The organism is Clostridium perfringens ATCC 13124, assembly GCF_000013285.1.
Lineage (GTDB): Bacteria > Bacillota > Clostridia > Clostridiales > Clostridiaceae > Sarcina > Sarcina perfringens.
Window position 1 is genome coordinate 2931775 of the sequence record NC_008261.1, and the last position, 16059, is coordinate 2947833.

Here is a 16059-nt window from a genome sequence, read left to right on the forward strand (position 1 = left end):
ATTTCTTTAGTAAATTATTTTACCACAGAATACGCTTAAAGTAATCTGTGGTAAATATTTATTGTTTATTATTTGAGTTTTCATTATTACTTCCGTTTGAAGTATTATTATTATTTGAATTATCACTTGGTTTTGTAGAATTATTCTCTGTACTTTCTGTTGAATCAGTATTCTTTTTAAAGGTTACCTTAACCTCTGTAGGATTTATACTAACAACCTTTATATTATCGTAAGAGTTTGATATATTAGGCTTTACACTTCCTCCATCAGCTGTAAGCTTTGATATATCTATAGTACATTTAAATTTACTTAAATCAATACTATTTACTGAATCTTCAGGACCATTAATTGTTACTTTTATAGTTTTAGTATCTAATTCTGGAGTATATCCATCTAAAGTACCCTCTGTAGTTACTGGTACTTCTATTTCCTTTTGAGCATCTTTACTAAAATCTAATTTAACTTTAATTTGAGCTTGATCATTAGAGGCTAAACTTACTCCATCTGGAATTTTTAGTACTGTTGATACCTCTGAATCATCTCCATACTGTGAAACATCTATTGGTGATGTCTCAATAGAGCTAATCTTACTTAAAGCATCCTCTGATCCAAGTAAAGTCACCTTTGCAATACTTGGTGTTATTGATTTTAGTGCTAGCCCTTCCTTAGGAGTGCCAGTTGTAATTACACTAACTGGTACTTCCTTAGATTTCTTAACTCCAAAGGATACATCTACTTTATTAGGACTTATATTAACATCCTTAATTTCGTTTCCCTCTCCATCTACTGCCACAACAGGTAAATTCATATTAACAGCCTTGCTAACATCGTTTATCTCACCTTTTACTTCTAAAGTCTTAACTTTACTTACTAAGGATTGAGCTCCAGATACAGTGGCATTTTGTGGGCTTATATTTATTTTATCTGCATAAGTACCATGCTCTGTATTTACCTTTATTTTGCTAACAATAGGCAAACTCTTTTCTTGGTATTTATCAAGAATAACATTTACCCTTAGAAATCCATTGTTTTTTATGTTTATATTATTAGGATAACTTTCTATTTGTACTGGTATATTATTGTCTCCCTCTTTTAAAACATACTCACTTAAATTAACAACCACCTTAAATTGTTCTTTTTTGACCTTATATATTTCAGTAGATGGTCCTTCTAAATCTAAATCTACAGTCAGATTTTGATTAGGAACTATTACTAAATCATAATCCTTAAGTACTTCACTATTAACAACCTGAACTGGCACGTTGTTTAATTTAAGTTCTCTCACTGGATTTTCTACATTTATTATATATAGCCAAAGAGAAAAGGATAATAATAAGCATATAAATTTTACTAAGAAATTCTTTCCTTCAATTTTTTTAAGCATATTTTCACCTTCTCTCCATAAGTTTTCCCTCTCTTATCACGTCTATTTCTCATAACTTTTAATAATATATTTTTTAATTTTTTACCATCATAATTTCTTGTTAATCTACCTTTTACAGCTAAAGATATAGCTCCTGTTTCTTCTGAAACAACAATAACTAAAGCATCTGATATTTCAGATAACCCTATAGCAGCTCTATGTCTAGTACCAAGTTTTTTATTTATAGTATTATTATTTGTTAATGGTAAGACACAACCTGCTGAAACGATTCTATCATTTCTAATTATAGTTGCTCCATCATGTAATGGAGTGTTCTTAAAGAATATATTCTCTATTAATGCAGAAGTTATTACTGCATCTAACTGGGTTCCCGTAGAAATTATTTCTGCTAATCCTGTTCCTTGCTCTATAGCTATTAAGGCACCAGTTTTAGTTTCAGCCATATCCTCTACTGCTACTATAAGTTGATCAATAACTTCTTCTAGCTTTTGATCATCCTGAATAACATGAAAATCATCAAAGGCAGTACTTCCTATATGTTCTAGTGCTCTTCTTATTTCTGGTTGGAAAATAATAATTATTGATAAAACACCTATGGTTAATGTTTTAGTTAATATAAAATTCAACATTTGAAGTCTTAAAACATAGCTTATAGGAATTAAAATCAATAATAATATTACTCCCTTTAATAATTGCTCTGCCCTTGTTTCTTTTATTAATATATATCCCCTATAAAATATAAAAGCTACAATTAATATATCTATGATGGACCAAATAGATATATCCTTTAAACTATTTGTAAATATCATTATTAATTCTTGCACAAATTTCACCTCCATTACCGTAACAATTAAATTATACAATAAAAATCTAATTATAAGATACATTTTAAATGATTTCTTTTCAGTTTTACATATTCTAGGTAATGTTATTATACATTCTCTCATATATTTTAATAGAAAATTATATAAGGGGGTACTTGCTATGGACTTTAAATATAAAAAATATATTGATAATTCCTTAATATATATAATATTTGCAGTTCTTATATTAATATTTATAATAGGTTTTTTATTTTTCAGATCACATAATGAAAAATCTAAACTTGAAGACCTAGGAAGAACTATTTCTGAAATTAATCTTACTTATGATTTTTCTGAAGATAGTATAACATCTGAAGATTATGTTAGTTCTATAGAAAATAAATTAGAGAAACTTCAAGAAACAAATTCGGCTTTAAAATCTTTAAAAGTTTCTCAAAAGCATCAAAATTTATCCTCTCCACTTAAGGATGGATTAGATAAAAATATAGAATTGTTTAATAAATTACTTTCTATATTGAAAACTCCAGATGCTTTAAATATATCTGATGAATACGCTATTGCTTCAAAGCTAAAGAAAGAATGTGAAAATTATTATTCTATATGTAGGTCTAACTTAATACCTGTATATCTATATAAAGAAGGAAATAATTATCTACAGGATATTTTTTATTATATAAATGAGCTAATAAAAACTAATAGAGATAAAGGATTTGTCCAAAGCCAAAAGAATGATTTTGTTGTTTCTATGAAATCATTACTTCTTAAACTTTCTTCAATGGATGAAAAACTTTTTGAAACAGCTAACCTAATAAAAGAATCAAATAGAGATTTAAAGGTTTTAGTTACAGATATAGAAAATAAACTTTCTTCTATTCAAGAGTTAAAAAATAATTTATATTCCTTACCTATTCCCGAACAAGCTAATGATTCTTTCTTAGCTCTTGAAAATGCATTAAAATCCTATGATAAGTATATTAACTATTTCTATAAAGGCCTTTTAGATGAAATTGAAAATAAAAAGACACCAGAAGATTATTATGATAAATCTTCGACTTTATTTGATGAGTTTATCTATTCCTTAGAAGCCGCTGAAAAGTCTTTAGATAACTATAATAAAAATTAAATAGGAGTATTAATTCTATTTTTTTGGTTACAATATACAAAGTAAAATAATTACCTAAAAGGAGGTTCTTATGAAAAAAAGTATTTATAATTACTTTATCTTCACCTTCGCCTTATTAATTATCACTACACTTAATGAGAAAGAAGTTTTAGGGCTTTCTCTATCAAATGAGCATGTAACCAAAAATAATTATATAGAATTAACAGAAATGGCTTCTAATTCGCCAAATCCTGAAGCAGAACAAAGTAGTAATTCAAATAATGAAGTTGTTGCTGTATTCCAAAGTTCAAACTCTACAATTTCACTTACTAAAGATGACATATATTTAATGTCTCAAGTAGTTTATGCTGAAAGTAAAGGTGAACCTTTTGATGGAAAAATAGCCGTTGCATCAGTAATACTTAATAGAACAACGGATTCTCAATTTCCAGATACAATTCATGGAGTAATAACACAGAAAAATGCCTTTTCTTGTGTTAGAAATGGCAAAATTGACGTAGTACCTGATGGTGATAGCTATAATGCCGTTCTAAAAGCCATAGAAGGATATGACCCAACAAATGAGGCATTATATTTTTATAACCCTAAAATCGCTACATGCTCGTGGATGAAAGGCGTCGAAAAGACAGGAGAAAAAAGTATAGGTCAACATGTATTTTTTAATGTTACCTAAAGAAAAAGCTAACACAATGTGTTAGCTTTTTTTATTTCTTACTGTCTAAGTATGCTACTGCACTTAAAGCAGCCACATTTCCTTCACCTGCAGCCTTCATATATTGGTATGGTCTACCAGTACAATCTCCCGCAGCAAAACAGCCTTCTATATTAGTCTTCATTAATCTATCAACTTCTATGTGATCATCAGTTATTTTTAATCCTGGCACTAATTGTCCTGGTGATATGCTATCTCTTAATACAAATATACCATCAGTCTCTATTTCACCATTTTTAGTTACTAATTTAGTAACCTTACTATCCCCTTGTATTTCTACAGGAATATCATTAATAACTTCAATTTCTGAATTTAAATCAAATTCTCCCTTATATCTAGGAATATAGTAAACCTTAGCTGCTAATTCACTTACAAAATTAGCTTCCTCTTCAGCTTCTTTATTATAGCCAATTATAGTTACAGTTTTTTCTTTATATAAAGGGGCATCACAAGTGGCACAGTATCCTACACCTTTACCTAAGAATTCTTCTTCACCCTTCATAGGTTTTGTGTACTCAATACCTGTTGCTATGATTATTGAAGTGGCTTCATACATCTTTTCATTTACCATAAGAGCGAAATATTCTCCCATAGCATAAATACTATTTATTCTTTCCTCTGTTATTTCTATATCCATCTCTTTTAGATGACCCATAAATTGATTCTTAAGATCCATACCATCTTTTCCAACGAATCCAAGATAGTTATTTACCTTTGGAGCTTTAACAAGCTTTGTACTTAAATCATTATTACCAAAAAGAATAAACTTTTTATTTCTAATTTTCGCATTTAATGCAGCTGAAAGGCCAGCTGGTCCGCTTCCTATTATAGCTATATCATATCTTTCGCTCAAAATTATTCATCTCCTTAAGAAGCTTATTAAACGTATTTTTTGATGGCTTCAACTAATGCAGCCTTTGGTCTAAAGCCAACTAAAGTATCAACAACTTTTCCATCTTTAAATATTAATAAAGTTGGTATGCTTTGAATTTGATATTTTCCAGCTGAACCTGGGTTTTTATCAACATCAACCTTTACAAATTTAACATTTTCCATTTCATTTGCTAATTCTTCTATAACTGGTGCTATCATTTTACAAGGTCCACACCAAGTTGCCCAGAAATCAACAACTACTACTTCACTTGCTTCTATTACTTCTGTATTAAAATCTTGATCATTTATATGTTTTACCATTATATACGCCTCCCGATATACCCCTAAGGGGTACTTTATTATTTACAATTATATTATATTTAAAAAATTAAGTCAATGTTACAAATAATAATTATTATCTAATTTTTATAATTTTGTTATTCAAAGGTGCCTTTTACTAATAATTTTTTATTATCCATTAAAATATTACCTCTAGATATAACAGAATTTATGTCTAAATTTTTCTTATCTAATAAAATTATATCTGCATCTTTTCCTGTTGATATAAATCCTTTATGAGATAGTTTTAAAACATTGGCAACATTACTAGTTATAACTCTTATTGCTTTCTCTAAAGGTACTCCAAGCTTTATAGCTTCCTTTACTTCATTAAAAAGACTTTCAACAGAACAGATTCCTAAACCTTTAAGCTCTCCATTTTCATCAAATAATGGCATACTTCCATTACCATCTGAAGAAAAAGTTATTTTTTCTATATCTACTCCAGCATCTAAAAGCTTTTTAAGCCCTTCACCTGCTCTTACTTCTCCTTCTTCTAAATGTTGAGGATCTGAAGATGTGGTTAAATCAATTTGGCCTCCAGCCTTAGCATGATTTATTCCTGCTTCAAAAAGCTCTCTACTTCTTCCCATATGAGTAGGAATTATTTGATTTGCTGGAATCTCTGTTTCATTTATAAGTCTAGTTATATATTCAATCATTCTTTTCCCATTACCTAAATGAACATTTACTATTCCAGCCTTTCCTGATAAAAGTCCTCCAACTCTTGCTTGAGCTACTATATTGACGAATTGCTCGTATGTTGGTTGAGAACTTCTATGGTCTGATAATGCTATTTCCCCTACACCTATAACTTTATCTATTAATAATAAGTCACTTTTTATAGTTTTAGTTATGGTATTTACAGGTACATCATAAGACCCAGTATAACAGTAACAAGTTACTCCCTCTTCACAAAGAGCATGAGCTTTTGCCACTAATCCTTTCATATCTCTACAAACACCATCAGTTCCTATACACCCTACTAGGGTAGTTATTCCACCTTTTACTATACTACTTAATTGTAATTCTGGAGTTCTGGTTCTAAAACCACCTTCACCACCGCCACCAATTATATGGACATGACAATCTATAAAGCCTGGTACAGCTATCATCCCTTCTCCATCAATTACTTGTATGTTTATAAAATCTTTAGGAATATTCACAGAATCATATAATCCTTCAATCTTATCACTTAATATAACAATATCCTTTTTCCCTAAATACTCTGGGTCATAAACCTCAATATTTTTTATTACTTTTAACAAAAAATACACCTCCTTTATTTAAATTATTATTATTTTTACCTAAAACTCAATAATAAATAATTTAATTTTATAAAAACTTATTTTTTTATAAAAAAAAGGCACGAATTAATTCGTGCCAAAACTTAGGGTTTTGAGTGTTCTATATTAATTTTTAATATTATTGACTATTCTTGTTCCATTATTATTTTCTTAGCAGTTAGGATTGATGTAGCACTCATTGAGAATTCATCTAAACCATATTCAACTAATGTTGGTATAGCTCTTTCATCTCCTGCCATCTCTCCACACATTCCTACCCACTTACCATGTTTGTGAGCTCCATCTATTGTCATTTTGATTAATCTTAATACAGCTGGATGCATTGGATTGTAAAGGTATGATACCTTTTCACTCATTCTGTCAGCAGCTAATGTATATTGTATTAAATCGTTAGTTCCTATTGAGAAGAAATCAACATGCTTAGCTAATTCATCAGCATAAACTGCTGCAGCTGGGATTTCAACCATGATACCCCATTGAATTGAATCTGAGTATGCTATACCTTCTGCTTTTAACTCAGCTTTGCATTCTTCAACAAATGCTTTAGCTTGTTGGAATTCTTCTAATCCTGAAATCATTGGGAACATTACTGCAAGATTTCCATAAACAGAAGCTCTTAATAAAGCTCTTATTTGAACTCTAAAGATATCTTTTCTGTCTAAGCATAATCTTATAGCTCTGTATCCTAAGAATGGATTCATCTCTTCTGGTAATGGTAAGTATGGAAGAGTTTTATCTCCACCGATATCTAATGTTCTGATAACAACTTGCTTACCATCTGCTTTTTCTAAAACATATTTGTATGCTTCAAATTGTTCATCTTCAGTTGGAGCTTCATCTCTGTCCATGTATAAGAACTCAGTTCTAAATAGTCCAACTCCGTCTCCACCATTTGCTAAAACTTGATCTATATCTTCTGGTTTACCTATGTTTCCGCAAACCTCTATTCTTCTACCTGATTTAGTAGTTGTTTTAACATCTATTAACTTCTTTAATTCTTCTTGTTCTGCTTTAAATTTTTCTAATCTAGCTTTATATTCGTTTATAGTAGCTTCATCTGGGTTGATTATAGCTACACCCTCAATACCATCAACTATTACAGTGTCCCCATTTTTAACTGAAGTTGTTATATTACCTAATCCAACAACAGCTGGTATTTCTAAAGTTCTAGCCATTATAGCTGAGTGAGAAGTTCTTCCCCCGATATTAGTTAAGAAACCAATAACTTTACTTCTATCTAATTGAGCAGTATCTGAAGGTGTTAAGTCATGAGCTACAACAACAGTGTTAGCTCCTACATTTTCCATTCCGTTTCCACCCTTGCCAGCTAGGTTAGCTATTATTCTCTTAGAAACGTCTTTTATATCTGCTGCCCTTTCTCTCATGTAAGGGTCATCCATAGAATCAAATATCATAACGAAAGTATCTGTAACATTTTGAACAGCTTTCATAGCGTTTAATTGGTCATTTTCTATAGTCATTTCCATTTGACCAGTAAACTCTACATCATCTAATAACATTAAATGAGCTTCAAAAACTTGAGCTTCATGTTCTCCAATTTCATTAGCTGTTTTTTCTTTTATTGCTTCTAATTGCTCTTTTGATTGAGCTAAAGCTTTAGATAATTTTTCTTTTTCAGCTGCTATATCTGAAACCTTCGCATCAGATATTATTATTTCCTCATGTTCTTGTATAAATACAGTTCCTATTGCATATCCTTTTGAAGCAGCAATACCTTTTTTCATTATGTAGTCCTCCTTTAAGTTCGTACTCAACTAAATACAACATTAAATATCAATCACAATTCAACTAAATTCACTTTTCAAATTCACTGCTTATATATAACAGCAATTTGCGTGCCAAGTTTTTAATTATTAATATTTTTCAAAATATATTATACTCATAAACCCTAGTAAAAATGCCTATAAATCTTATAAAAATATTTTATTTATTAAAAACTTACGTTAAAATACTCAGTCATATTAGTTGTTTTTATTATACTAAATGTGATAAAAAATATCAAACTAATTTTACCATTGATATTTTTTATCAAATTTTCTTTTTGAAATAATCTTTTTATTAAGATATATATACATAAAGCCTTTAAAATAGTACTTTTTTCTGATAATATATTATTAATACTTGATAAAAAATATCAACCTTATTCACTTTTTATATAAATTCATAAAAAAATAAAACTTTGGACGGTGATTTACTCCATGTATTCAAGAGAATTGATTATAAAGACGCCCTTAGGATTACACACTAGATACTCTGCTATGATTGTTAATAAGGCTTCTGAAATAGAGTCTAAGTATAAAGTTAAACTCTATATAAAAAAAGAATCCTATACAGATTGGCTTGGAATAAGTATGCTTGCAATACTTTCTCTTAAGGTGTTGCCTAATGAAAGTATATTAATTGGATCTAAAAATGAAGGAATGATTGAAAAGTTAGCTGTTCAATCTCTTCTTGAGTTTATTGATAAAAACATAAATAATCCCATTGAATCTGAGGATAGTGAAATAGATGAAATAATAGATGCTAGCATAGTAGCTAATGAACAGGTTCTTGAAAGTTTGCCAATAGGTATTGTTGTTATAGATATAGATCAAAATATAATAACAATTAATCAATATGCTTTAAGATTTATTGGATGCAATAAAAAAGATGTTAAAGGAAAAAAGATTAATGAAGTTATTCCATCATCTCAGCTTCCTCATGTTATGCTTAGTAATTTAAAAAAGTATGGCTCAACTCTTCATATAAATAACAGAGTTGGCTTAGTAAATAGCTCTCCTCTTTTCATAAACGATAAGATTATAGGGGCTGTAAGTGTTATTCAAGATGTATCTGATATTATAGGTATGAAAGAAATAAATGAGAAATTTACTAAGATACTTGAAAATTCACAGGATATGATTTGCTTTGTAGATGAAAATGGTATAATAAATTATTTAAATCCTGCATATATTAAAAACTTTTCTAAAGTTAGTTCTGATGTTATAGGAAAAAGTATTTTTGATATTGCTCCTAATGGACTTAGAGCTAAAGTATTTAAAGAAAAAACTTTATTAAAAGATGTAATTCATAAGAAAAACGGTATAAATGTTATAAGTACTATTGATCCTTTATTTATTGATGGACAGTTTAAAGGAGTTATTTCTACTTCTAGACCAGTTAGTTTAATTAAAGAACTTATGTCAAAACTAAATAAATCTGAACAGGAATTAGATTATTATAAAAATGAGTTTTTAAGACAGTTATCTAAAAATTCTTCTTTTAATAATATTATAGGTTCAACTAGAACTCTAAAGGATATAATGTACATGTGTCAAAAGGCTTCAGAAACCACATCAACTGTTCTTATTCGTGGTGAAAGTGGTACAGGTAAGGAACTTATTGCAAAGGCTATACACAATAATAGTAATAGAAAAAATAAGCCTTTCGTAAGGGTTAACTGTGCTTCAATTCCTGAAAATCTCTTAGAAAGTGAATTGTTCGGATATGAAAAGGGAGCTTTTACTGGGGCAGTTCAAAGCAAACCTGGTAAATTTGCTATTGCTGATACAGGTACTATATTCTTAGATGAAATAGGTGATATGCCCTTATCAATGCAAGTTAAACTCCTTAGAGTTTTACAAGAAAGAGAGATTGAAAGTGTTGGAGGAATAACTCCTAGAAATATTGATGTGAGGGTTATTGCTGCAACTAATAGAAATTTAGAAGAAATGATTGAAGAGGGTTCCTTTAGAGAGGATCTTTATTACAGACTTAATGTCTTAGGTATTAATCTTCCTCCACTTAGAGAACGTAAAGAAGATATTCCTGAACTAGCCGAACATTTTATAACTAAGCTAAATAAAAAGTTACATAAAACTATATTAGGAATAAAACAAGATGCCCTTAATCTACTAATTGAGTATTCTTGGCCTGGAAATATACGTGAGCTTGAAAATATAATGGAAAGGGCCATAAATCTTTGTGATGGAGATTATATAGATAGTTCTTATCTGCCTTCATATTTAAAGCCAGTTGAATCAAAGTCTTTTAATTTAAATATTGATATTGATCATATACTTCCCTTTGAAGAATATGAAAAACAAATAATAGAAGCAGCTATGAAGAAGTACAAATCCTTTAATAAGGCAGGAAAAGCTTTAGGATTAACTCATAGAACAGTTTCTTTGAAATGTAAAAAGTATAATATAGATGTAAAAAAATAATAAAAGAAAAAAGCACTTGGAGACCAGCACATCTCCAAGTGTTTTTTTATTAGTAAGAGTTTAGTAACATTCTGAAGTATAATTATGACAAGACTTTTTTAGTTTTAACTACGGGAACAGCTAATAATTAAAACTAAATTTAATATTAAACAAGTTATACAGTATTTCTATTATTTAGAATAGAATTCAACTATTAATTGCTCTTGTATTGTTATTGGAATTTCTTCTCTCTTAGGCTTTCTAGTGAAAATTCCTTTAAAGTTATCTTCTTCTTTACTTACGTAAGGAACTTCACTTCCTATGCTATCTTTAAAGTTGTTTACAAACATTTCTGTTTTTCTTGATTTTTCTCTTAAAACAACTTCATCACCTATATTTAATCTGAAAGATGGTATATTAACTTTCTTTCCATTTACTAAGAAATGTCCATGGTTAACCATTTGTCTTGCTTGTCTTATTGAGCTAGCAAAACCCATTCTATATACCATATTATCAAGTCTTGATTCTAAAATCATAAGTAAAGCCTCACCAGGTTGTTCTTTACTATTGAAAGCTTGATCTACGTATCTAGTAAATTGTCTTTCCATAACACCGTAGTAAGCTCTTAATCTTTGCTTTTCTAATAATTGAATACCGTAATCAGATAATTTCTTATCTGCTCTGCTTGTTCCTCTATCAGCTCGTTTCATTGCTTTTGGATGTCCAACTACATTTAATCCAAGTCTTCTGCACATTTTGAAACGAGGTCCCATCATCTTAGCCATACTTAACCTCCAAATGTTTTTTTGTTTTCTATGATGCTATATTAACATAAAACCTTACTTATTGAAAATGATTATCATTATTGTATAACTCATTTAATTAAAATTATCTTATTAAATCTTTAAAATACTAACTTATGCTTATAAATTTAAACTTATTTATTCTATAAAATAAATTCATTTATAATAAACTCTAATTTTAGTAATTATCTTCCATTAACTCTTAATCTATTACCACTTAAATCATTCTTATTTATATATGAATTTTAGTATAGGCATAAAAAAAGCTATATCAAACCTTAACTTAGAAGAATTCATAAATTTTATATTTATAAATTCTCTCATAAATAGTATTGATATAGCTCTCTTTATAATTCATGCAATTAAATATTAAATTCTATTTTTATAGATCGTCTATTAAAGCTCCTGCTTTAGCATATGCTGTTGATTTTGCCTCAAAGAAGTCTGTTTTTACTTGGTTTGCATCAGCATAATAATCTACCCATGGTGCTGGATTCTCATTATATCCTTCAAATAAAGGCTCTAAACCTATAGCTTTAACTCTTAAGTTTCCTATATATTTTATATATCTTTCTATAAGATTTTTATTTATTCCAGTAACATTATCACCTATAACATAGTGACCCCATGCGATTTCATGTTCAACACCAGTTCTCACCATTTCTCTTAATTCTTCTTTTAACTCTTTAGTGAATACTTCTGGTATTTCTTCTTTTAATTCTTTTATTATACTTCTAAATAACCATAAATGAGTATTTTCATCTCTGTTTATATATCTAATCTCTTGAGCTGAACCAGGCATTTTTCCATTTCTCTCTAAATTATAGAAAAACATAAATCCTGAATAGAAATAAACACCCTCTAAAATATAGTTAGCCATTACTGATTTTATAAAGTTTTCCATACTTGAATCTTCTAAGAAATTATTATATAAGTCTCCTATAAATTTATTTCTTTGAAGTAATATAGCATCATCCTTCCATTGGAATAATATTTCGTTTCTCTCCTCTGGTGAACAAATACTATCTAGCATATAACTATAGCTTTGTGAGTGAACCGCTTCTTGGAAAGCTTGTATAGTTAAACATAAGTTAACTTCTGAAGCAGTAATATAACTATTTATATTTCCTAGGTTAGCTGTTTGTATTGAATCTAAAAATATTAAGAAAGATAAGATTTTATCATATGCTGTTTTTTCTTCCTTAGTCAACTTTTTATAATCTTTTAAGTCTTGAGCTAAGTTTATTTCCTCTGGTATCCAGAAATTATTCATTGCTTGTCTGTACCATTCTGAAACCCAAGTATATTTCATATTATTAAAGTCATTTAAATTAGTTGTATTACCGTTTATCATTTTCTTTTTATTAGTTTCAATATCTCCAAACTCATTAAAAAGCGGTCTTTTATTTATTTCCATTTTACGTCACCTTTCATCTCTTTATTTCTCTATCTATAATTAATAGATACTCACCTAAGCCTAGATGAGTATCTTTAAAATTCTTAATTTATATTCTAAGCTGAACAACTCTCACATTCGTCAACACTTAGAGATTTACTTCTTACATAATAAATACTTTTAACTCCATTTTTACAAGCTGAAATATAAAGATTCATTATTTGTCTCATAGTATAATCTGTAGTTATATAAAGGTTAAATGATTGTCCTTGGTCTATATGTCTTTGTCTTACTCCGTTTGCTCTAACTGTAAATTCTTGATTTACATTGTAAGCTGAAACATAGTACCAGAAATTTTCTTGACATAATCCAGGTGCTACCTTTGGAGTTATGCTTCCTTTTTTCTCTTCTAACCAGAATCTATTCATAACAGGATCTACCCCCTCTGAAGTTCCAGCTAAAGTGGCAGTTGAACCATTTGGAGCTACCGCAAATAGGTATCCATTTCTCATACCATATTTAGCAATCTCTTCTTTTAGTTCTTTCCACTGTGGTGAATTATATTCTCTTAGTTCAAAATAATCACCATTACTCCAGTCGGATCCTTCAAATAATGGATAGCTTCCCTTTTCCTTTGCTATGTTTAAACTAGCTTTTATAGCATAGAAGTTTATTCTCTCATAAACTTTATCTACAAAGTTTAAGTGTTCCTCTGAATCCCATACAATCTTATTATTTACAAGCATATGATGGTATCCTGATGTTCCTAATCCAACAGCTCTATATTTCTTGTTTGTTATTTCAGCAAATGGAACTGAATAATAATTTAAGTCTATTACGTTATCCATTGCTCTTATTTGAGTTTCAACAACGTATTCCACTTCTTCATCTGATGTAACATCAACATTTCCTAATACCACTGAAGAAAGGTTACAAACAACAAAGTCTCCTGGCTTAGTTTTTTCAATAACTACTACATCACCATTTTCGTCCTTAATTTCTGTTTGTTCTATCTCCATAGCACTCATGTTTTGCATTATTTCAGTACAAAGATTTGATGAATATATCATTCCTTTGTGTTTATTAGGATTAAATTTATTTACTGTATCTCTATAGAAAGCAAATGGTGTTCCTGTTTCTGCAGCACTTTTTATGATAAGTCTTACAATATCCTTAACACTCATAACTCTCTTTTCTATTCTATCATCTTCTACACACTCATAATATTTCTTTTCCCATTCTTCCCCATAGAAATCTTCTAAAGAATATCCTTTAACAGTTTTTATTTCATGAGGACACATCATATACCAGTTAGCATCTATATCATTTTCTGCTAACTTCCAGAATAAATCTGGATAACAAAGTCCTGGGAATATATCATGAGCTTTCTTTCTATCATCTCCGTTGTTTGTTCTTATTTGAAGAAACTCTGGTAAATCTTTATGCCATGCATCTAACCAAATAGCAACTGATCCGTTTCTAACTCCTAATTGGTCAACAGCTATGGCTGTATCATTGAATAATTTTATCCAAGGTATAATTCCACCTGATGCACCTTTAAAACCTCTTATGGCTGAGCCTAAGGCTCTTACCTTACCCATATAAATTCCCATTCCGCCACCAAACTTAGAAACCTTTGAGAAATTATCTAATGATTTATATATACCAGCTAAGCTATCATCTACAGTATCTATAAAACATGAACTTAATTGGTAGAATGGCTTTCTAGCATTAGACATAGTTGGAGTAGCCATTGTAGCCTTTATAGAACTTAAAACATCATAAAATCTTTTTGCCCAATAAAGTCTTTTTTCCTTCTTCTCAGGGATAGCAAGGTGCATAGCAATTCCCATAAACATTTGTTGAGGAAGTTCTAATGGTAATCTATTAAAATCTTGAACTAAATATCTTTTTGCTAATAAATTTATTCCACTGTATGTAAATAAAAAGTCTCTCTCTCTTTTTATTTCTTTTTCTAATTCTTCTATATCTTCCTTAGAGTAATTATCTAAAATATATTTTCCGTATAATCCTTTATCAGTAAGTTCCTTTATAAAACCATAGAAATTATCATATGGATTTGCCCCTTCTTCTAGTCCTCTATTTACTCTTACTTCTTCATATAAATTTTTAACATATAACTTCGCCGCAATTTCCTGCCATCTTGGTTCTACTTGAGAAGTTAACTCTAACGAAACTTGTATGAAAGATTTTATTATCTCTTTTTCTCCCATTTTTGATGTAACTATATTATCTAAAGCAACCATTAACTTTTCTTCAGTATATAATCCTGTTTCATCATTCAGTTCTTCTATAGACCATGCACAATATCTCTCTAATAGTGTCATCAACTAGCCCTCCACAATATATAGTAATTATTTTTAAATTTCGCACAATATCTTGACAATTTATTATAATAATTTAAAGTTGTTTTGTAAAACTCAGATTTCTTGAAAAAGTTAGCTTATTCTATGAATAACTCTTATTATATAAGTCATATTTTCTTTTTTTAGTTTTATTCGACTAATAATGATTATTGACATTTTAAAGTTACTTCTGCAATAAGAGTACTAGAGCTTTTAAGTAGGCATAAATAAAAAGACTACAGATATTTACTCTGTAGTCTTTTTATTATTTTAAATTTTCAGCCCATTCTTCTTCCTTAAATCCTATAAGAACTAAATCCTCTTTTATAAGTAAAGGTCTTTTTACTAACATACCATTGCTTGATAAGATGTCTAAAAGTTCATCTTCACTAGCTGTTTTTACTTTATCCTTAAGATTCATCTCTCTATAAAGCTTGCCTGAAGTGTTAAAGAACTTATTTAATTTAACTCCGCTCTTATCGTACCAAGCCTTTAATTCTTCTTTAGTAGGATTTTCTTCCACAATCATTCTATCTGTAAAATCTATATTGTTTTCTTCTAACCATTTCTTAGCTTTTCTACAAGTACTACATTTAGGATATTCTAAAAATAAACAACTCATTTTCTTACACCTTCTTTAAAATCATAATATTTATACAATAAAAATTATTATATAGTAATTATACTCCTTATAACTTTATTTTTAAATATGTTAATTAAAAACCTT

At 29.1% G+C, this 16059-nt stretch carries 13 protein-coding genes; 3 read left to right on the forward strand and 10 right to left on the reverse strand.

Annotated features, from left to right (window positions below; genetic code table 11):
• Window positions 1–58: 58 nt before the first annotated feature.
• Both CPF_RS12980 and cdaA read right to left on the reverse strand, forming a co-directional pair.
• Window positions 59–1384 carry a CdaR family protein gene (locus CPF_RS12980; RefSeq protein ID WP_003467458.1) on the reverse strand — a complete coding sequence of 442 codons (1326 nt, stop codon included), beginning with the start codon at window positions 1382–1384 and terminating at the stop codon, window positions 59–61.
• Window positions 1351–2208, reverse strand: a complete 858-nt coding sequence (gene cdaA / locus CPF_RS12985) for a diadenylate cyclase CdaA (RefSeq protein WP_003454389.1) — start codon at window positions 2206–2208, stop codon at window positions 1351–1353. Before cdaA ends, CPF_RS12980 begins: the two co-directional genes overlap by 34 nt.
• A 160-nt stretch (window positions 2209–2368) precedes the next feature.
• Between cdaA and CPF_RS12990 the strand changes: the two genes are divergently transcribed.
• Window positions 2369–3331, forward strand: coding sequence for a hypothetical protein (locus CPF_RS12990; RefSeq protein WP_003457918.1), 963 nt, complete (start codon window positions 2369–2371; stop codon window positions 3329–3331).
• Between the two features lie 70 nt (window positions 3332–3401).
• Complete coding sequence (locus tag CPF_RS12995; protein WP_003457891.1) at window positions 3402–4004, forward strand: cell wall hydrolase; 603 nt, start codon at window positions 3402–3404, stop codon at window positions 4002–4004.
• A gap of 31 nt (window positions 4005–4035) precedes the next feature.
• Here the strand turns inward: CPF_RS12995 and CPF_RS13000 are convergent, their stop codons facing one another.
• The 4 genes from CPF_RS13000 to ptsP all read right to left on the reverse strand — a co-directional run bounded on the left by CPF_RS13000 (window position 4036) and on the right by ptsP (window position 8307).
• Window positions 4036–4896 (reverse strand): NAD(P)/FAD-dependent oxidoreductase, encoded by an 861-nt coding sequence (locus CPF_RS13000; RefSeq protein ID WP_003457940.1) that lies wholly within the window; start codon window positions 4894–4896, stop codon window positions 4036–4038.
• A gap of 26 nt (window positions 4897–4922) precedes the next feature.
• Complete coding sequence (gene trxA / locus CPF_RS13005; RefSeq protein ID WP_003457895.1) at window positions 4923–5237, reverse strand: thioredoxin; 315 nt, start codon at window positions 5235–5237, stop codon at window positions 4923–4925.
• Window positions 5238–5353: 116 nt separating this feature from the next.
• Window positions 5354–6523, reverse strand: a complete 1170-nt coding sequence (iadA, locus tag CPF_RS13010) for a beta-aspartyl-peptidase (RefSeq protein WP_003457933.1) — start codon at window positions 6521–6523, stop codon at window positions 5354–5356.
• 164 nt (window positions 6524–6687) lie between these two features.
• Window positions 6688–8307: a phosphoenolpyruvate--protein phosphotransferase gene (gene ptsP, locus CPF_RS13015; protein WP_003457916.1), complete on the reverse strand. Its 1620-nt coding sequence runs from the start codon at window positions 8305–8307 to the stop codon at window positions 6688–6690.
• A 474-nt stretch (window positions 8308–8781) separates the two neighbouring features.
• Between ptsP and CPF_RS13020 the strand changes: the two genes are divergently transcribed.
• A complete protein-coding gene (locus tag CPF_RS13020; protein WP_003457867.1) occupies window positions 8782–10788 on the forward strand; it encodes a sigma 54-interacting transcriptional regulator in 2007 nt (668 codons plus the stop codon).
• 170 nt (window positions 10789–10958) lie between these two features.
• On the opposite strand, the gene rpsD is transcribed toward CPF_RS13020, so the two are convergent.
• From rpsD to CPF_RS13040, 4 genes are all read right to left on the reverse strand, one after another.
• Window positions 10959–11552 (reverse strand): 30S ribosomal protein S4, encoded by a 594-nt coding sequence (gene rpsD, locus CPF_RS13025; RefSeq protein ID WP_003457936.1) that lies wholly within the window; start codon window positions 11550–11552, stop codon window positions 10959–10961.
• Window positions 11553–11952: 400 nt separating this feature from the next.
• Window positions 11953–12987, reverse strand: coding sequence for a ribonucleotide-diphosphate reductase subunit beta (locus CPF_RS13030; RefSeq protein WP_003454288.1), 1035 nt, complete (start codon window positions 12985–12987; stop codon window positions 11953–11955).
• Window positions 12988–13082: 95 nt separating this feature from the next.
• Window positions 13083–15314, reverse strand: coding sequence for a ribonucleoside-diphosphate reductase subunit alpha (locus tag CPF_RS13035; protein WP_003482361.1), 2232 nt, complete (start codon window positions 15312–15314; stop codon window positions 13083–13085).
• 283 nt (window positions 15315–15597) lie between these two features.
• Window positions 15598–15954, reverse strand: a complete 357-nt coding sequence (locus CPF_RS13040; RefSeq protein ID WP_004460474.1) for an arsenate reductase family protein — start codon at window positions 15952–15954, stop codon at window positions 15598–15600.
• Between the last annotated feature and the right edge of the window lie 105 nt (window positions 15955–16059).

Excerpts from the sequence above, each read along its gene's own strand:
- CPF_RS12980 (WP_003467458.1), bottom strand. The coding sequence starts at position 1,384 with ATGCTTAAAAAAATTGAAGGAAAGAATTTCTTAGTAAAATTTATATGC.
- CPF_RS12990 (WP_003457918.1), top strand. The coding sequence starts at position 2,369 with ATGGACTTTAAATATAAAAAATATATTGATAATTCCTTAATATATATA.
- CPF_RS12995 (WP_003457891.1), top strand. The coding sequence starts at position 3,402 with ATGAAAAAAAGTATTTATAATTACTTTATCTTCACCTTCGCCTTATTA.
- trxA (WP_003457895.1), bottom strand. The coding sequence starts at position 5,237 with ATGGTAAAACATATAAATGATCAAGATTTTAATACAGAAGTAATAGAA.
- ptsP (WP_003457916.1), bottom strand. The coding sequence starts at position 8,307 with ATGAAAAAAGGTATTGCTGCTTCAAAAGGATATGCAATAGGAACTGTA.
- CPF_RS13020 (WP_003457867.1), top strand. The coding sequence starts at position 8,782 with ATGTATTCAAGAGAATTGATTATAAAGACGCCCTTAGGATTACACACT.
- rpsD (WP_003457936.1), bottom strand. The coding sequence starts at position 11,552 with ATGGCTAAGATGATGGGACCTCGTTTCAAAATGTGCAGAAGACTTGGA.
- CPF_RS13030 (WP_003454288.1), bottom strand. The coding sequence starts at position 12,987 with ATGGAAATAAATAAAAGACCGCTTTTTAATGAGTTTGGAGATATTGAA.
- CPF_RS13035 (WP_003482361.1), bottom strand. The coding sequence starts at position 15,314 with ATGACACTATTAGAGAGATATTGTGCATGGTCTATAGAAGAACTGAAT.
- CPF_RS13040 (WP_004460474.1), bottom strand. The coding sequence starts at position 15,954 with ATGAGTTGTTTATTTTTAGAATATCCTAAATGTAGTACTTGTAGAAAA.